The sequence below is a fragment of the Colwellia sp. MB02u-6 genome (assembly GCF_014077095.1).
In the GTDB taxonomy this organism is placed as follows: domain Bacteria; phylum Pseudomonadota; class Gammaproteobacteria; order Enterobacterales; family Alteromonadaceae; genus Cognaticolwellia.
The window spans coordinates 517,828-535,508 of record NZ_JACGVG010000035.1 but is presented as its reverse complement, the minus strand read 5'-3'; the positions used below and the strand labels follow the sequence as shown (position 1 = coordinate 535,508).

At 39.6% G+C, this 17,681-nt stretch carries 16 protein-coding genes and 4 tRNA genes; 4 read left to right on the top strand and 16 right to left on the bottom strand.

The genetic code is table 11. The features are described from left to right. Positions 1-559: 559 nt before the first annotated feature. From H4J46_RS11890 to aspS, 16 genes are all read right to left on the bottom strand, one after another. Positions 560-647: transfer RNA gene (locus H4J46_RS11890), tRNA-Ser, on the bottom strand. 128 nt (positions 648-775) lie between these two features. Continuing rightward, entirely contained in the window at positions 776-1,822 is a 1,047-nt protein-coding gene (nadA, locus tag H4J46_RS11885) for a quinolinate synthase NadA (protein WP_182233682.1), read from the bottom strand. Between the two features lie 176 nt (positions 1,823-1,998). Beyond that, positions 1,999-2,074: transfer RNA gene (locus tag H4J46_RS11880), tRNA-Lys, on the bottom strand. Between the two features lie 87 nt (positions 2,075-2,161). Beyond that, positions 2,162-2,237, bottom strand: a tRNA-Lys gene (locus tag H4J46_RS11875). 46 nt (positions 2,238-2,283) lie between these two features. After that, positions 2,284-2,359, bottom strand: a tRNA-Lys gene (locus tag H4J46_RS11870). A gap of 146 nt (positions 2,360-2,505) precedes the next feature. Then, positions 2,506-3,294 carry a tol-pal system protein YbgF gene (gene ybgF / locus H4J46_RS11865; protein WP_182233681.1) on the bottom strand — a complete coding sequence of 263 codons (789 nt, stop codon included), beginning with the start codon at positions 3,292-3,294 and terminating at the stop codon, positions 2,506-2,508. A gap of 12 nt (positions 3,295-3,306) precedes the next feature. After that, positions 3,307-3,861, bottom strand: a complete 555-nt coding sequence (pal, locus tag H4J46_RS11860; RefSeq protein WP_182233680.1) for a peptidoglycan-associated lipoprotein Pal — start codon at positions 3,859-3,861, stop codon at positions 3,307-3,309. Positions 3,862-3,904: 43 nt separating this feature from the next. Continuing rightward, on the bottom strand, positions 3,905-5,251 hold the full coding sequence (gene tolB / locus H4J46_RS11855) for a Tol-Pal system beta propeller repeat protein TolB (RefSeq protein ID WP_182233679.1): 1,347 nt from the start codon (positions 5,249-5,251) through the stop codon (positions 3,905-3,907). Between the two features lie 33 nt (positions 5,252-5,284). Next, positions 5,285-6,187 (bottom strand): cell envelope integrity protein TolA, encoded by a 903-nt coding sequence (gene tolA, locus H4J46_RS17525; protein WP_182233678.1) that lies wholly within the window; start codon positions 6,185-6,187, stop codon positions 5,285-5,287. After that, complete coding sequence (gene tolR / locus H4J46_RS11845; RefSeq protein ID WP_182233677.1) at positions 6,187-6,615, bottom strand: protein TolR; 429 nt, start codon at positions 6,613-6,615, stop codon at positions 6,187-6,189. The genes tolA and tolR overlap by 1 nt, the downstream gene beginning before the upstream one ends. A gap of 14 nt (positions 6,616-6,629) precedes the next feature. Continuing rightward, positions 6,630-7,313 carry a protein TolQ gene (tolQ, locus tag H4J46_RS11840; protein WP_182233676.1) on the bottom strand — a complete coding sequence of 228 codons (684 nt, stop codon included), beginning with the start codon at positions 7,311-7,313 and terminating at the stop codon, positions 6,630-6,632. Next, positions 7,303-7,719 carry a tol-pal system-associated acyl-CoA thioesterase gene (gene ybgC, locus H4J46_RS11835; RefSeq protein ID WP_182233675.1) on the bottom strand — a complete coding sequence of 139 codons (417 nt, stop codon included), beginning with the start codon at positions 7,717-7,719 and terminating at the stop codon, positions 7,303-7,305. Before ybgC ends, tolQ begins: the two co-directional genes overlap by 11 nt. A gap of 523 nt (positions 7,720-8,242) precedes the next feature. Beyond that, positions 8,243-9,247, bottom strand: coding sequence for a Holliday junction branch migration DNA helicase RuvB (ruvB, locus tag H4J46_RS11830; RefSeq protein ID WP_182185251.1), 1,005 nt, complete (start codon positions 9,245-9,247; stop codon positions 8,243-8,245). A gap of 92 nt (positions 9,248-9,339) precedes the next feature. Further along, the gene (gene ruvA, locus H4J46_RS11825; RefSeq protein ID WP_182233674.1) at positions 9,340-9,957 is read right to left on the bottom strand and encodes a Holliday junction branch migration protein RuvA; all 618 of its coding nucleotides are present in this window, start codon (positions 9,955-9,957) and stop codon (positions 9,340-9,342) included. 124 nt (positions 9,958-10,081) lie between these two features. Next, positions 10,082-10,609: a crossover junction endodeoxyribonuclease RuvC gene (gene ruvC, locus H4J46_RS11820; protein ID WP_182233673.1), complete on the bottom strand. Its 528-nt coding sequence runs from the start codon at positions 10,607-10,609 to the stop codon at positions 10,082-10,084. A 146-nt stretch (positions 10,610-10,755) separates the two neighbouring features. Further along, positions 10,756-12,540 (bottom strand): aspartate--tRNA ligase, encoded by a 1,785-nt coding sequence (aspS, locus tag H4J46_RS11815; RefSeq protein WP_182233672.1) that lies wholly within the window; start codon positions 12,538-12,540, stop codon positions 10,756-10,758. Between the two features lie 358 nt (positions 12,541-12,898). Between aspS and cmoA the strand changes: the two genes are divergently transcribed. From cmoA to H4J46_RS11795, 4 genes are all read left to right on the top strand, one after another. Next, complete coding sequence (cmoA, locus tag H4J46_RS11810) at positions 12,899-13,633, top strand: carboxy-S-adenosyl-L-methionine synthase CmoA (protein ID WP_182233671.1); 735 nt, start codon at positions 12,899-12,901, stop codon at positions 13,631-13,633. Between the two features lie 4 nt (positions 13,634-13,637). Next, on the top strand, positions 13,638-14,603 hold the full coding sequence (cmoB, locus tag H4J46_RS11805; protein WP_182233670.1) for a tRNA 5-methoxyuridine(34)/uridine 5-oxyacetic acid(34) synthase CmoB: 966 nt from the start codon (positions 13,638-13,640) through the stop codon (positions 14,601-14,603). A 564-nt stretch (positions 14,604-15,167) separates the two neighbouring features. Then, on the top strand, positions 15,168-16,481 hold the full coding sequence (locus tag H4J46_RS11800; protein ID WP_182233669.1) for an anti-phage deoxyguanosine triphosphatase: 1,314 nt from the start codon (positions 15,168-15,170) through the stop codon (positions 16,479-16,481). A 136-nt stretch (positions 16,482-16,617) separates the two neighbouring features. After that, positions 16,618-17,667, top strand: coding sequence for a patatin-like phospholipase family protein (locus tag H4J46_RS11795; RefSeq protein ID WP_182233722.1), 1,050 nt, complete (start codon positions 16,618-16,620; stop codon positions 17,665-17,667). Positions 17,668-17,681 lie beyond the last annotated feature (14 nt).

The window sequence follows — 17,681 nt, the reverse complement described above, 5'->3', positions numbered from 1 at the left end:
TTAACTTAATCAGCCTAGACTAGATTAGATAACTCATTATAACCGTTCGTTTGGGTTACCCCTTGGAACTGGAGCGCATTCTAGAGATTTCTCGCTTCACGTCAACACTTAATATCAATTAAATTGCGATTAAATAACTGTTTGCTTTTTAATTAAGCAATGTGAGCAAATAGAAGCCGATACATACATTAACAAACACTAATACGTAATAAATAGCGCGCTTTTGCTTAAGTTAATGCAAGTACCAATTAGTCTTCAAACGCTTTTTATCTTAAATAATTAACTTAATTATAAGACGCGGCCTAATAATATTCTGTTAGGCCCTTTTATACTGTGTTCATTTCTAGTAATCATTGTCATAAATGAATACAAGCTTACTTGCCGCTAAAATTAGTATTGAATAGCACTTAGGTTTAATCTTTGAATATGATTAGTTATAGAGCCCAGGAGGCATTGTTGACTAGACTGGATTGAAGGCAGGTTTAGAAACAAAAAAAGCCGCTAGATAACTAGCGGCTTTCATGTTGAATATTGTTGTACTTTACAATATATCAATAGATGGCGGTGAGGGAGGGATTCGAACCCTCGAAGGCTTGCGCCTTACACGCTTTCCAGGCGTGCTCCTTCGGCCACTCGGACACCTCACCGTTTTAATCACTATCTACTGAGCTCATCGTGACGAGCTGCGCTATGTTAGAAAAATAATCTCTATAACGCAACCTAATTTACACAAAGTTCAAGCAGTTGCTTATTTAACAGCCAACGTATAATAAGATTACTTATTTTTGTTCATTTCTGTATTAAAATTTAACATGCGATCAAGAGATTTAAGCGCTCCTGTGCGAAGTTTCATATCAACGAAGACTTCTCTGCCCTCTGGGTTTAAAAGTGCTTGTTCAATTTCCTTTAAGCCATTCATTGCCATCCACGGACAATGTGCGCAACTACGACATGTGGCACCTTCACCAGCTGTTGGTGCTTCAAAGAATTCTTTATCTGGACATAGCTGTTGCATTTTATAAAAAATACCACGGTCCGTCGCCACAATGAATTTTTTATTGGGTAGCGCTTGAGCCGCTTTAATTAATTGGCTAGTTGACCCTACCGAATCGGCCAGATCAATTATTTCTGCTGGTGATTCCGGATGAACAAGCACAGCTGCATCTGGATGAAGCACCTTCATATCAATTAGCGCTTTGGTTTTGAACTCGTCATGAACAATACAAGCACCTTGCCACATGATCATGTCGGCACCGGTTTGTTTTTCAATGTATGCACCTAGATGCCGATCAGGACCCCAAATAATTTTCTCACCTAGGTCATCAAGATGTTCAACAATTTCTAAAGCGCATGATGAAGTCACTATCCAATCAGCACGAGCTTTAACAGCCGTAGAGGTATTAGCATAGACCACAACTGTTCTGTCAGGGTGTTGATCACAAAAAGCACTAAACTCCTCAATTGGGCAACCTAAATCTAACGAGCATGTGGCTTCCAATGTAGGCATTACCACTGTTTTTTCTGGGGTCAGTACTTTGGACGTTTCACCCATAAAACGCACACCTGCTACAATCAAAGTCTCTGCAGGATGGTTGTTACCAAATCTTGCCATTTCTAATGAATCAGCAACACAACCACCGGTTTCTTCTGCTAGTGCTTGAATTTCAGGATCAGTGTAATAATGTGCAACAAGTACAGCGTTTTTTTCTTTCAATAATAATTTGATACGTGCTTTATGCTCTTCACGCTCTACAGCACTTAATGGCGTAGCCTTTTTGGGGAATTGAAAGTCAAAATCAACGGCTAAATTTGCTTGGGTCATATGTCTTCTCAATGAGTGCCTTAAAAATCGTTGGAATTATAAGGTATAGAAGAATAAAAGTGTACTACGAATATGGTTCAAGGTAGATAAGAAATTTAAATTAATGAGATGAAGAATAATGTCGTTGGGGAGATAAAAGATAACAATAACGATGAATTAGATATGGCGATTAAAAGTGGTCGGTCGTGAAGGATTTGAACCTTCGACAAATTGGTTAAAAGCCAACTGCTCTACCAACTGAGCTAACGACCGATAAACTACTTTTAATTTTTAATAATGAAATAGCGTGGATACTAGTTTCAATGCCACTAAATCCTTAACTATCAAAGTTAAGGAAAGTGGTCGGTCGTGAAGGATTTGAACCTTCGACAAATTGGTTAAAAGCCAACTGCTCTACCAACTGAGCTAACGACCGTAATATATTCTGAAACAAATGCCAAACACTTTTATTGGTAAAAAAGTGGTCGGTCGTGAAGGATTTGAACCTTCGACAAATTGGTTAAAAGCCAACTGCTCTACCAACTGAGCTAACGACCGGCATTTGTTCCCGCTGGACTACTCGTCCAATGCGGGGCATATAATACTCATAATATTTTTAAGTGCAACAACAATCGTTCACTTTTTTGCACTTTATTGTTTGTTCGAACAAAAAGCCACCAAAGCGAACAAGTTATAAGCAAAAATTATGGTTTGATACTATTTAATCGTGGTTGTGCTAGTTTTGCAGCACTTGAATTAGGGTATTGCGCTATCAACTTTTTGTATATGGCAATCGCTTTGGTTTCATTATTTTCTTTTTGCTCAACCATAGCAAGCTTTAACATTGCATCACTACGTTTACTGGAATCAGGATAATTACTCACCACTACCTCAAATTCTTGACCGGCTTTAGTTAACTCACCTTTGTTAAACAATAACTGTCCTAACCAATAATGGGCGTTCGCTGCATAAGTCGAGTTAGGGTACCTTTGATTAAACGCTTCAAACTCAGGGATAGCTTGTTCATAACGCTTATCTTTTAACACCATATTAACTGCATGATCATAGGCTTCATTTTCAGTTAAGTTATTACTGTAATTTACCTTACCTGCATTACCGTTAGGTGCAATGATTGTTGCGGGTATTTGATTTGTTGGTTTTAGTGCTTCTGATACCCTGCGATCAAGCTCTTGATACAACTCACGTTGACGGTCAAGTACCTGACTCAATTGATAAGTGTGTAACTCAGTGATGCCACGAAGCTCGTTAACTTCGTTTTGGAGTTCATCGAGTTGTCGTTGAACGTTAACTTGGGCTCTGTTACGGGCATCAAGTTTGCGCTCAAGACTAACCAGCTGTTCACTCAAGCTTAATTTGGCAGCCTTGATAGGCGTGCCAGCGGTTACTTCAATAACAGGAGCCCGTTCAGCTGATACTGCCAAATTGGCAGCAACAGCTAACGTCATCCCGAATAGAATACTATTGGGTTTCATTTCATTACCTGATTAGTAGACCAACACGGCACGACGGTTTTTAGCAAACGCGCCTTCGCTACGATCTTTAACCATTGGTTTTTCTTCGCCGTAACTTACTGTACTCAATTGTGCCGCTGAAACGCCCATGTTCTCTAAAAACGTTTCAATAGCTTTGGCACGGCGCTCGCCTAATGCAATGTTGTATTCAGGTGTACCACGTTCATCAGCATGACCTTCAATCAACACATTAACCGTTGAGTTTTCGTTAAGAAACTCAGCATGTGCCTCAAGAATAGCGATAAAATCATCACTTACTGTTGATCTGTCAAAGTCAAAATAAACAATATGCTCTGAACGTAATTTTTCAATTTCTTGACGTTTTTTAGCTTCAATAGCATCGGCACGTTGCATTGCTTCAACTTTTACAAGCTCTGCTGCTTCACGAGCTTTTTGTTCAGCCATAACAGCTTCATTTTTTTGCATCGCACTAGCGTTTTCACTAGCTGAGTCAGATGAACTACAAGCCGATAAAGCCATGATAGGTAAAACAACCGCTAAGGCTTTTACTGTTTTATTAAAGCGCATTTTATGTGTCCTTGTTATTTACAGATTAAATTACTAATAATTATTATAAAAATGGTGACCATGAAGGTGACTTCACTTCGCCATTAAGTGCTGGCAACCTTGCCTTAAATCTTCCATCTACGGAAACTAAACTTAGTACCTGACGATTATTGTGTAAAGTACTATAAATAATCATACCACCGTTAGGTGATATACTTGGTGACTCGTCCAAACGTGTTGTGGTTAACACTTGAAAAATCCCTGAATCAAATTCTTGCTTGGCTAGATGATACTTACCGTTTGTACGATTTACCATCACTAATTGACGACCATCAGGTGTTAATGAACCCCCTAGGTTCATTTCGCCATCAAAAGTTAGCCTTCTAATTTTGCCATCGATTAAACTTACGCGATATAACTGCGCTCTTCCACCTCGTTCTGAACTAAATATCAACGACTTGCCGTCTGGTGTCCAACTAGGTTCAGTATCAATGGCACGATGACGCGTTATACGTCGTAATTTTTTCGTTGCAACATTCATCACATAAAGCTCAGGATTATCATCTTTAGACAATACCATTGCCAGTTTTTTACCATCTGGTGACCAATTAGGTGCACTATTGATACCCTCAAACGAACTTATTAAGTTACGTTGCCCAGAATAAATATCAATAATATGAATTTGTGCTTGTCGATTTTCAAAGGTTACATAAGCTAATTGATTACCACTGGGGTGCCATGATGGTGACATTAATGGCTCTTTTGAGCTTAATAAAACATGTTCGTTAAAACCATCGTAATCGGCAATAGCTAACTGATAAGGATATTCACCTTGATCGCGTACAATGACATAGGCAATTTTTGTTAAAAATGCACCGCGTGTACCGGTGAGCTTTTCATAAACAGCATCACTGATACGGTGGGCATAACGACGAAATTGATCGGCGCCAATCTCAACAGTGCTTTCATCCAAAATATGATCTGAGGTACGCACTAACTTGCCATTACTTAACATTTGCGTTTCGCCACCGGTAACTTGGCCACGAATAACATCAACTAACTGGTATTTAATTTGATAACGACCTATCGAGGTTTCGCTAACTTCACCAATAACAACGGCTTCAACACCTTCACTTGCCCAAGCGCTGTAATCAATTTCACTATCCTTGTTAGGTATTTGAGGATAACGTGAGGCTTTAATTGGACTAAATTTACCACTGCGTAGTAAATCATCACTAACCACTGTAGATAAACGCTCTGGCATGACACCCGTTCCTGTCCATTTAAATGGCAACACAGCAATGGGTCGTGCACTATCAACACCTTCGGTGATAACAATTTCTAACGTTGCCCTTACCTGCTGCGAAAAAACTGCAGCAAAGAATAGTAAAAATAAAGTTACATTTTTCATAGAGTCGATTATCTTCCTAATATATACAAAAACTTAATTAAATTTGTCTGGCGCTACTGTTAAACTGATCGTTCTCATTTCTCGAAATATTTCAGGATCTTTAGAAACAGGTAAAGTACCTGCTTTATAAATCGCAGTTTTTGCTGCTTCACAAACTCGTTTGTCGCCTTGGCCTGTGGCCACATTGGTCACAAAACCTGATGGTGCTAAACTTATGGTTAGTTTACAATATTTACCTTCCATCGTGCTACGGTCAGTGATCAAATTACGCTTTATCGTTTGCGTTATTAGTGCGGTAAAGCGACTAATTTCTGTCATCATTTGTTGGCGTCGAGCCTGTTGACGATCGGCCATTTCCTCAGCCATTTGTTGCTCTAATAACTTTTGCTGAGCTGCACGTTCTCGATCTTCTTGCTGTTTACGTTTTTGGTCGGCCGCTTTCTTTTTACGCAAATCTTCTGCTTTTTTAGCCGCTTGCTCTTCTTTTATTCGCTTAACTTGCGCGTCTGCTGCCGCTTTATCAGCTTGCGCTCTTTCAAACTCTTTTTGTTTGCGTTGTTTGTCTGCCGCATTTGCTTTAGCTTGAGACTTTTTAGCTGCGCTGTCAGCTGCCTTTTTTTCTTGCTCTTTTTTCTTACGCTGACGTTCAAGACTCTTAATGCGTTTTTCTTCATTTATTTGTTTTTCTTTTGCTGCGGCAATACTATTTTCAAGATCTTTAAGCTTTTGAGCATCATCGGCCTTTTGCTTTTTAATCTTATTAATTTGCGCCTCTACTTTGCTTCTTTCAACAACAACCGCTTGGATGGGCTCCATTTGTACTGACGTTGGTGTCGATTTTGGTGGCGATGAGAAATCACCCGACAACAAAACAACAGCCAGTACTATGTGTATGGTAAAACTTAACGCTAAGGGAGTTGAATACTTCGATGACACTACTTACTCTCCGGGGTATCAGTCATTAAACCAACAGATGGTACACCTGCTATTTTTTGTAACATCACCATTAATTGAATAACCGCATCATAAGAAACAGCACCATCGCCATTAACCACCACAGGGGTATCAGGCGCCAATTTTAAATGTGCTGCAACTAAGGTGGCAACTTCTTCGGCCGACATAGGTTCGTTTTTACTGGTACCAACCGCCAAATAATAGTTGCCATTTACATCCACTGAAGCCACTAAAGGCGGCTTCATGTCTTTACTGAGAGGTTGTGCATCAGCTTGTGGTAAATCAACTTTAACGCCTTGTGTTATCAACGGTGCCGTTACCATAAAAATAATCAGCAAAACTAACATTACGTCAATATAAGGCACTACATTTATCTCAGCAACCTTGCGGCGCCTGACTCGATTATACATAGTTAATCTCTACCTTAGCCGTGTTGCTCTGTCGCTGTTTGTCTTTGTAATATACTTGAAAATTCGTCCATAAAGTTACCATAGCTATTTTCAAGTTTTTCAACATTATGACTAAAACGGTTAAATGCCATCACAGCAGGAATGGCGGCAAACAGCCCCATTGCAGTCGCGATTAATGCCTCGGCAATACCTGGCGCAACCATTGCCAGAGTCGCTTGCTCAACCGCACCTAAGGCAATAAATGAATTCATGATACCCCACACAGTACCAAACAAACCAATATAAGGGCTTATTGAGCCAACGGTGGCCATAAAGGGCAAATGTGTTTCCAAGCTATCGACTTCTCTTGACATTGCTACGCGCATTGCTCGGTGCGTGCCGTCAACAATTACTTGCGGTGCATAGCCATGCGATTTACGTAAACGAGCAAATTCACGAAAACCAGAAACAAAAAGGCTTTCAATACCGTCAATATGCTCTTTGGCAGAAACTTCACTGTAGAGCTTACTTAAATCAGCCCCACTCCAAAATTTGTCTTCAAAGTCTTTTAATTGTGTTTGAGCTGCAAGCAATACTTTACGACGTTGAAAAATCATGGTCCAACAGGCAATTGAAAATCCTAATAGGGTCAACATTACTAGTTGAACTAATAAACTAGCCTGTAAAAATAAATCAAAAAACGAAATTTCAGCTGACACGTTTTAATGCTCCTAATATGCTTTTGGGGATAGTACAAGGTTTAGGTTTAGCCAGAGCTAAGTTAACACAAGCGACTTTAATCTCAGCCGAACATAATGTTATATGGTTCTGGTTCACAAGTTGCTGTGAAAATACCAAACTAGCAGACTTTAATCGGCTTATTGTTGTGGTAATTGTTAACAAATCATCGAGTTTTGCTGATGCCTTATTGTCCATTGCCACTTTTGTGACCACAAAACCGATATTTTGTTCTAAAAATATTGATTGATTAATACCAAGTTCACGCAGCCATTCTGTTCTAGCGCGTTCAAAAAACTTTAAATAGTTTGCGTAATAAACGATACCGCCGGCATCGGTATCTTCATAGTAAACACGTACTGTGTGTTGATGACTGCTTAATGACATTAAATTTATTCAATTTATCTTAGTATAAAATTTTCAAGTGCTTATCTTAATAGATAAAGCTCACACGGAACAAGAGCTAAGGTACTTTCTTTGTAAAAATTTCAACAATAAATCTAATTACGGATCTTTTATGAGTATAATATTATAAAAAATAATTACTGATCAGCGGCTATAAATGGTTACTTTTCCTATATTCCTACAAATTATTTCGCATTAGTTTTTCTAATGGTTAACATAAATTATTTTTGTTTGTGTTACTCAACTCATCGGACTAGAATAGCCTTGTTGTTTGAGCTAGCGCACGAATTGTGTTTTTTACATTTTTCATCTTAGCCCACAAATGTTTTGATAGGTGTTGTTACCTTTCTCTGTTATATATTTTTTAGGATCCCCATTTCCTTTTATCAGCTTATAGTTTAAGTTGGCCTGCATAGATTTATGTGGGCTTTTTTTTGCTTAAAATTTAGTAAATTAACAAAAAAAGCACCTAAGGGTGCTTTTTATTAGGGTAAAAAATTAACCGTTAACTTGGAAAGTCTAAGCCAAAGTGTAGGTAAGCTCTACTCGTGGCAATTCGCCCGCGTGGTGTGCGTTGTAAAAAACCTTGCTGGATTAAAAAAGGCTCTAGTACATCTTCAATGGTTTCGCGTTCTTCGCCAATAGCAGCGGCGATGTTATCAAGACCAACGGGGCCGCCGGCAAATTTATCAATTATCGCTTCCAATAATTTTCGGTCCATTAAATCGAAACCTTCATTGTCTACCTCTAACATATCTAAGGCACTGGCAGCGGTTGCTTTACTGACTATACCATCAGTTTTTACATCCGCGTAATCTCTAACTCTGCGTAATAAGCGATTGGCAATGCGCGGTGTACCACGAGAACGCCTTGCAACTTCAAATGCTCCCGCTTGAGCAATGTCTAAATCCAAGAAATGTGCTGAACGCATGACAATTTCGGTTAACTCTTGCGTATTATAAAATTCTAGCCGTTGCACTATTCCGAAACGATCGCGAAGTGGTGAGGTTAACGCGCCTGCGCGAGTTGTCGCACCAATCAAGGTGAAGGGTGGTAAATCAAGTTTTATGGAGCGAGCTGCTGGCCCTTCGCCGATCATAATATCTAACTGATAATCTTCCATCGCTGGGTAAAGAATTTCTTCTACCACAGGACTTAAACGATGAATTTCATCGATAAACAAGACATCATTTTCTTCAAGGTTGGTCAGTAATGCCGCTAAATCACCAGCTTTTTCCAATACCGGTCCTGAAGTAGCCCGAACACTTACACCCATTTCATTCGCGACAATATTGGCTAAGGTGGTTTTACCTAAACCCGGCGGACCAAAAATTAACAAATGGTCAAGCGGTTCTCGTCTTTTCAAAGCCGCCGCAATAAAAATTTCCATTTGAGACTTTACATGAGCCTGCCCAGTATAGTCGGACAACATTTTAGGCCTAATAGCTCGGTCAACCGTTTCATCTTCACGGGTGGCTACGGGTTCAATTAATCTGTCTGCTTCTATCATGTATTACTCATTGAAAAACTCATTGAAAAATTTCATTGTTATTTACGTTCGGCCCAAACTTGTTATCGTCGATATGGCGAAGTGATTAATACTTATAACATGGCTTTTAAGGCACCACGGATCAAGTCTTCGCTACTTTTGTCTGGATGAAAAACTGATTTAACTGCTTTGTCTGCTTGTAGTTGACTATACCCTAAAGAAACTAAGGCGTTAATAGCATCGCCTTTACTATCGCTGATAAAGGTATTGGCTTGATTAACATCCGTTGGCATCATGTGCACCAAAGCGTCACTACTGTCAGTTTGCCAATCTTTTAATCTATCGCGCATTTCAATCAACAAGCGTTCCGCTGTTTTCTTACCAACACCTGGTATTTTCACTATAGTGGTTAAATCATCATGTATAACACAACTGACGAATTGATCGGCAGACATGCCTGACAAAATAGCCAAGCCTAATTTAGGCCCAACACCATTAACCTTGATCAGCAAGCGAAACAGTTTACGCTCCACTTTATTAGCAAAGCCATAAAGTAATTGTGCATCTTCACGTACCACAAAGTGGGTATATAAAGTCGCTTCTTGATTAACCTCGCCAAGGGCATAAATGCTGGTCATTGGCATCGTCACCTCATAGCCAACACCATTACATTCAATTAAAATTTCGGGGGCCATTTTTTCTATTAATATGCCACGTAAACGTCCAATCATGACTTAACCTTTGCTTGATATACCATATGACAACACCATACCACTAGATATTTATACAGTAAAGTTTAAGCCCTGAATTATTTAAAGCGGTGCACAAGTAACGATAATACTAAAACAATAACCATTAGCGTAAGCGTCCACGTACTGTTTTAGTGGCTTGGCCTGAGAGTTTACTGATCGAGTCGTGACTGTGCGCATGACAAAGTGCAACCGCCAGTGCATCGGCTGCATCAGCTTGAGGTGTGCCCGGTAATTTCAAAATAGTTTTCACCATATGTTGCACTTGAGTTTTATCTGCCGCACCTGTACCAACAACCGATTGCTTAATTTGTCTAGCAGAGTATTCTGCAATCATTAAACCATTGTTAGTCGCTGCAACAATAGCCGCACCTCTAGCTTGGCCTAACTTTAATGCTGAATCAGGATTTTTCGCCATAAAGACTTGCTCAATAGCAAACATGTCAGGCTGAAATTGCAAAATAAGCTCACTAACACCAGCAAAAATTGTTTGTAAGCGCATACCTAAATCTTCACCTGCCGCAGTGGCTTTAATGCAGCCACTGCCTAAATAGGTAAAATTACGGCCTGATTGTTTAATGACACCATAGCCAGTTAAACGAGACCCTGGGTCAATACCTAAAATAATACTCACTCGTCATTTACCTTAATAAAAGCGTTAACTTTAAAAATAATACTATTGAAAAAAAACGCACGAATAAGGCCTAAGTAGCATTAATTCGTGCGTTTTAATTGTTTTAACATTAACGCTTAGTCACGTTAAAATTTTTCTACCAAAGGTTATTCTGCTTTTGACTCAGTATCAATTTCTTTTGCCAAACAAGCAATGCCTAATTCAGCCAGTTGTGCTGGGTTTGCATGGCCTGGCGCATTAGTTAACGGACACGCCGCAGTAGTTGTTTTCGGGAATGCCATTACATCACGAATTGAACTAGCTCCAGTCATCAGCATCACTAAACGGTCTAAACCAAAGGCTAGACCAGCATGTGGTGGCGCGCCATATTGTAATGCTTCCAGTAAGAAACCAAACTTTTCTTGCGCTTCTTCATCACTAATACCCAGAATGCGAAATACAGCGGCTTGCATATCTTGATTATGAATACGCACCGAACCACCGCCTAATTCACAGCCATTAAGTACCATGTCATAGGCATCAGACAAAGCTCCGACTGGGTTTGCTTCTAATTCAGCAGCGGTTAAATTGGTTGGCGCGGTAAACGGGTGATGAATAGCATGCATGTTGCCATCAGCTTCTTCAAACATTGGAAAGTCTACAACCCACAATGGTTTCCAAGCACCTTGCAATAACTCAAGCTCTTCACCCACTTTTAAACGCAAGGCACCTAATGATTCAGTAACCACATTATAAGTGTCTGAGCCAAAGAAAATAATATCGCCAGTTTTAGCATGAGTACGGGTTAATAAGGCATTAACAGCGGTTTCATCTAAGAATTTTAAAATCGGTGATTGTAAGCCTTCAAGACCTGCATCAAGGTCATTAACTTTTAACCATGGCATGCCCTTCGCGCCGTAAATACCGACAAATTTAGTTAACTCGTCAATACCTTTACGAGAGAATTTAGCGGCGCCTCCCGGTATACAAATAACGGCAACTCGGCCTTTATCGTCGTTAGCGGGGCCAGAGAAAACCTTAAACTCTACGTCTTTTAAGATGTCAGCCACGTCAACAATTTCAAGTGGATTACGTAAATCTGGTTTATCAGAGCCAAAACGAGTCATCGCCTCTAAATAAGTCATGCGCGGAAATTCACCTAAGTCTACGTTAAGTAGCTCTTGGAATAAGCCGCGGATCATAGTTTCAGTCACTTGCATCACCTGATCTGAACTCATAAATGAGGTTTCAATATCAATTTGAGTAAATTCTGGTTGGCGATCTGCACGTAAGTCTTCATCACGAAAACACTTAACGATTTGATAGTAGCGCTCCATACCTGACATCATCAACAATTGTTTAAATAATTGTGGCGACTGCGGTAAAGCAAAAAACTGTCCTTTATGAGTACGGCTAGGAACCAAATAATCACGCGCACCTTCAGGAGTAGCTGCGGTTAAAATGGGTGTTTCTATATCCAAAAATCCTTGTGACTCAAGTGATGCACGCACCGCTGAAGTCACTTTAGCGCGAAAACGCATGCGCTCAGTCATTTCTGGACGACGTAAATCAAGATAACGATATTTTAATCTTAGCTCTTCAGAGTTCTTCTGATTTGAATCTAAAGGTAGCGGTGCTGACTTATTTAAAATAGTCAACTCTAAGCCCAACACTTCAATAGCGCCCGTTGCCATATCTTTATTCACTTGGCCATCAGGACGAGCGCGTACTTTACCTCGGATTTGCACACAAAACTCATTACGCAAGGTGTTGGCTTTTTCAAGCACATCAGGAAAGTCGGGGTCGTAAACAACTTGCACAATACCTTCACGGTCTCGTAAATCTAAGAAAATTACCGCACCTAAGTCACGACGACGATTAACCCAACCACAAAGTGTGACTTCCTGACCCACATGAGATTCATTAACCTCACCACAATAAAGACTACGCATGTATTTACCCTAAAATTCTAATAAGCTGAACAAGTTAATAGATGTTTTGTAAATCTATAACTTGTGATGATAAAAATTGCCAACATTATAAAGCAATGCTAAGTAAAGTCACCCGACATTCAATGAATAGTCTAATTAGACCCGTTCCACTGCAGTATGCAGGTTAATTACATTGATAATGCTTAGCCCCTCAAGCTTTAAGCACGTTTGGCATTCTATGCTAAGCACTGCCAATAATGGCGTAAAGTAGGCTATAACGCCCTAAGCAGAACATAAAAACACATTACCTTGTTTATCAGAGAATATATCAGGTAAAATACGCTTTTATAGCCGCAAACGTTAGTATAGTTTTGACATCATGAAAACATCAGATACCGATTTAATTTTTTCTAATAAACAAAGTAAAATCAAAGACTTTGCATTCGACGCACAAGTCGTAGAAGTTTTCCCCGATATGATCAGCCGCTCAGTGCCTGGTTATAGCACTATTATTGATACCATAGGCCGACTAAGTCAGCGCTATGTCACCGATAACAGCCAAGTTTACGATCTGGGCTGTTCGCTTGGCGCAGCAACATTGGCGATGCGTAAAGGTATCCGCGCAAAAAACTGTAAAATTATCGGTATTGATAGCTCAAGCGCTATGGTTGAACGCTGTAAAATGCATGTGAGTGCTTTTAAAGGTGAAACACCGGTTGAGATAATAGAAGCTAATATTCTTGATATTGAAATTAAAAATGCCTCTATGGTAGTGCTTAATTTTACTTTACAATTTATCGCGCCAGAACAACGCCAATTATTGTTAAATAAAATAGCTAAAGGCCTTAATCCCGGTGGTTTATTACTACTGTCAGAAAAAATAGCCCATACCGACAACGTCTGTAATGAGTTACTCATCGACTTGCATCATGACTTTAAGCGTGCGAATGGTTATAGCGAATTAGAAATTGCCCAAAAACGTACTGCATTAGAAAACGTCATGCTCACTGATAATTTAGACACCCATTTAAAGCGTTTGAAACTGGCTGGTTTTAACCATAACGCGCCTTGGTTTCAATGTTTTAACTTCTTTTCTCTGATCGCGATTAAATAACCCCATGATTTCATTTAACAATTTCTATCAAAAAATAGCGAGTAATCGATTAAGCCACTGGCTGAATATTTTACCCGCGCAACTGACGCAGTGGCGTGAACAACATTTACACGGCGAGTTTGCCCAATGGCAAAAAACCTTAATGGCGCTACCAAAAACATCACCATCAAGTGTTGATATTAGTACCACGGTACGGGCAGGAGAACGTGCTGACATTAATGGCGGTGAATATAAACGTTTAGAGAATTTACTGAAAAAGTTTAAACCTTGGCGTAAAGGCCCCTATCATATTCATGGACTGCATATAGATACTGAATGGCGTTCCGATTTTAAATGGGATCGCTTAGCCCCGCATATTAGTGACTTAACTCATCGTTATGTACTCGATATTGGCTGTGGCAGTGGCTATCACTTGTGGCGTATGCGCGGTGCAGGTGCTGAGTTTGTTGTGGGTATCGACCCAACACAATTGTTTTTATCACAATTTCAAGCCATACAACATTTTGTTCAAGATGATCACGTTAACTTATTACCGCTAGGTGTTGAACAGTTACCTGAGTTAAATGCCTTCGATACCGTATTTGCTATGGGCGTTTTGTATCATAGACGCTCGCCAATAGATTTTCTTTACCAATTAAAAGCGCAATTAGTTAAAGGCGGCGAACTAGTCTTAGAAACATTAGTGGTCGATGGCGATGAAAATACCGTGTTAGTGCCGGGCGAGCGCTACGCGAAAATGCGCAATGTTTGGTTCTTACCCAGTTGTCTGGCTATGTGTGCATGGCTTGAACGTTGTGGTTTTAAAAATATTCGTGTGGTTAATACGGATATCACTGCCCTTGACGAACAACGTAAAACTGATTGGATAGATACTGAATCATTACAAGACTTTCTTGACCCTGATGATAACAGTAAAACCATTGAAGGCTACTCAGCGCCAAAACGAGCAATATTTATTGCCAATAAATAACCTGATGTTCGGTGACTGTTACTAAAACACCAAACTATTTCACCACGAGGGGCAGAGGGATTTTGTCCTACGGTGAGAAGAGTAAAAAAATTAAAGTCATGTCTTAACTTTAGACATTAAATTTACTGCGTTTTTACTCAGTATTGACTCCTTCGTTTCTCTTTCTTTTCTCCCTGTAAAATACTAAAAATAATTCACAGGAGGAAGTAAATGAGAACTGAAAGAGGTAAAACAATGCTAAATCTTTTCACCTCTGAGGGACTTTGTCCTATAGCGAGAAAAGAAAAATACATTAACGTAATTTTTTACTTAATATCAACTGACCACCATTAAATTTATACAGTGTTTACTGATTCTGTTCTCATGCTTTCTTGCCTGTAAAATACTAAAAAAATTCACCACTGAGAGACTTGATTCTACACCTAGAGGGAAAATTAAAGTCGTTGTCAAACTGCTAGCAAGTGCTGAGTAAGAGCTAACTTAATGGCTTAGGTATTACCTTCCTTTAAAGAATAATATACTATTTGTATCATACGGTTAATTCAGCTTAAAAACAGAGGCATCATGGACAATCCTTGGCAAATAAGACGGTTAGAGCGAGTCGCAAAAAGGCATCAAGATCACCGCAGTCCATTTCAACGTGACCGAGCACGTATTCTCCATTCAGCCGCATTTCGACGATTACAATCAAAAACCCAAGTGATGGGTAGCGGTCAAAGTGACTTTCATCGCACCCGATTAACCCATTCTTTAGAAGCGGCACAAATTGGTAGCGGCATTATCGCGCAAATTCGCAGTAAATATCCTGAGCATAGCGCTGCCCTACTGCCTACTGACGACAGTTTAATTGAAGCATTATGTTTGGCGCATGATATCGGCCACCCCCCTTTCGGCCATGGTGGAGAAATTGCCCTACATTATATGATGCGTGATTATGGTGGCTTTGAAGGCAATGGACAGACCTTTCGTATCGTGGCGCACTTAGAACCTTTTAGTGAACATTTTGGGATGAATTTAACCCGCAGAACACTATTAGGCTTAATCAAATATCCACAAACCTTAAACCATTTACAACAAAATATTCCACAAGCAATACCGGCATCTTTTCGCCAATTAGAAGCGTCAAAATGGCAGCCACCCAAAGGCTTATATCTTGACGATATTGAAATGTTTAATTGGGTATTAGCGCCTTTATGTCAGTCAGACAAAGCACTTTTCCAACAATTTACCACCAAAGCCAATAGCCACAGTAAAACCCATTATAAATCTTTAGATTGTTCTATGATGGAATTAGCCGATGATATTGCCTATGGCATTCATGACCTAGAAGATGCCATTGTTACCGGTGTAGTTAATCAACAAATCTTTGATGAAAATGTGATCAAAAGGCTACTAACAATAGACGATGAGTGGCTGCACGACTATAGCTTAAGCTTAGCGGATAATCTTTTTAGTCCTCAACGCTATCAGCAAAAAGAAGCCATTGGTGGTTTAGTGAATTACTTAATAACCGCTGTCGAATTAGATGATATTAACGTAACTAAAGGGTGTAACTTTCAAGAGCCACTTTTACGCTATAATGCCGTGCATCCGTTAATTGCCGCTCAAGTGCTACAGATTTTCAAAGACTTTGTTTATCAATTTGTGATCAAGCAAACATCAATTCAACAGTTGGAATATCGTGGTCAGCAAATTGTGATGGAATTATTTCAAGCCTTGTCTTCTGATCCTGAACGCTTATTACCTAAAAACACCGCCATGCGTTGGCTACAAGCAAAAGAAAACAAGCTTAACCAACACCGTGTTATCGCTGATTATGTCGCAGGGATGACCGATGAATATGCCACCAAACTTTATCAAACCTTATTTTACCCATAGGAAAAACTGGATTGGGTCAACACGACTATTAACTTATCCAGCGTATAACCTAAGCAGGTACTGATGAGTAAAATACCACTAGAAAAGAGTATGCACTGTAATAACCCATAGAGAGGTTTTTCTAACAATGGCTAATATGCTAGATATTTATTGTGGCAGCAACGCCTTAAAAACAATACAAGAACACGGTTTCAAACAAGAACTTTTTACCACTATGCTGGGCGCCAGTGGTGGGCCAAAATGGTTTAGCTTATTTGGCTTAGACAAGTACCTTTTTGGTGAATATTTTAAAGATCGCTGCACTGAATTAAATTTAGTTGGGTCGTCAGCAGGGGCATTTCGCTTTGCCGCCCTTAGCCAGCGAGATCCCGTTGCGGCGATTACGCGCTTAGCGACACTCTATTCACAAACCACCTATTCGGAAAAAGCCAAAAATAAAGAAATTACCGCCAAAGCAATAGCCCTACTTGAAGAAGTCTTAGGTGTTAACGGCAGTGATGAAATTATCAAAAATCCAATATTCAAAGCACACTTTATTGTCGCAAAATGCCATGGCTTAACTTCTTTTGAGCAAAAAACACCGTTAATGTTGGGGTTAATATCAAGCATGGTATTCAATCAAGTCAATCGCGGTTTACTTGCCAAACAATATCAACGCTTTGTTTACCATCATCCGACAAGCCAGTTAACGATTAATGATCCTTTTAATTTTAACACTCAATATCAAGCTTTGAATCACAACAACTTAACCACCAGCTTGCTTGCCTCTGGCTCTATTCCTGTTGTAATGGGCGGTGTAAAAAATATTGCTGGTTCACCAAAAGGCATGTATCGCGACGGTGGTATTATTGATTACCACTTTGATCTTGATATCAAACCTGCATCTGGCCTTACGCTGTATCCACACTTTTCACCAACACCAAAAGCCGGTTGGTTTGATAAAAATTTAGCCCGTAAGGTCAATACTGAGTATTACAAAAACACCGTAATGTTAGTGCCCTCGGCAGCCTTTATTGCTCAATTACCTTTTGCAAAAATACCTGACCGAAAAGACTTTATTAATCTAGCGCCCGCAACACGACTAAAATATTGGCAAAGGGTGTTAAAAGCATCAGAATGTTTAGCGGATGAATTTTCAGCATGCGTAGCTAGGTCAAACACTGAGCGTATTCAACTTATTGAATAAGCTTAATACTAAAC

Coding starts and splice junctions, on each gene's coding strand:
- pal (WP_182233680.1), bottom strand. CDS start 3,861: ATGCGCTTTAATAAAACAGTAAAAGCCTTAGCGGTTGTTTTACCTATC.
- ruvA (WP_182233674.1), bottom strand. CDS start 9,957: ATGATTGGACGTTTACGTGGCATATTAATAGAAAAAATGGCCCCCGAA.
- ruvB (WP_182185251.1), bottom strand. CDS start 9,247: ATGATAGAAGCAGACAGATTAATTGAACCCGTAGCCACCCGTGAAGAT.
- tolR (WP_182233677.1), bottom strand. CDS start 6,615: ATGTATAATCGAGTCAGGCGCCGCAAGGTTGCTGAGATAAATGTAGTG.
- H4J46_RS11795 (WP_182233722.1), top strand. CDS start 16,618: ATGCTAGATATTTATTGTGGCAGCAACGCCTTAAAAACAATACAAGAA.
- ybgF (WP_182233681.1), bottom strand. CDS start 3,294: ATGAAACCCAATAGTATTCTATTCGGGATGACGTTAGCTGTTGCTGCC.
- cmoA (WP_182233671.1), top strand. CDS start 12,899: ATGAAAACATCAGATACCGATTTAATTTTTTCTAATAAACAAAGTAAA.
- aspS (WP_182233672.1), bottom strand. CDS start 12,540: ATGCGTAGTCTTTATTGTGGTGAGGTTAATGAATCTCATGTGGGTCAG.
- tolB (WP_182233679.1), bottom strand. CDS start 5,251: ATGAAAAATGTAACTTTATTTTTACTATTCTTTGCTGCAGTTTTTTCG.
- cmoB (WP_182233670.1), top strand. CDS start 13,638: ATGATTTCATTTAACAATTTCTATCAAAAAATAGCGAGTAATCGATTA.
- H4J46_RS11800 (WP_182233669.1), top strand. CDS start 15,168: ATGGACAATCCTTGGCAAATAAGACGGTTAGAGCGAGTCGCAAAAAGG.
- ybgC (WP_182233675.1), bottom strand. CDS start 7,719: ATGTCATTAAGCAGTCATCAACACACAGTACGTGTTTACTATGAAGAT.
- nadA (WP_182233682.1), bottom strand. CDS start 1,822: ATGACCCAAGCAAATTTAGCCGTTGATTTTGACTTTCAATTCCCCAAA.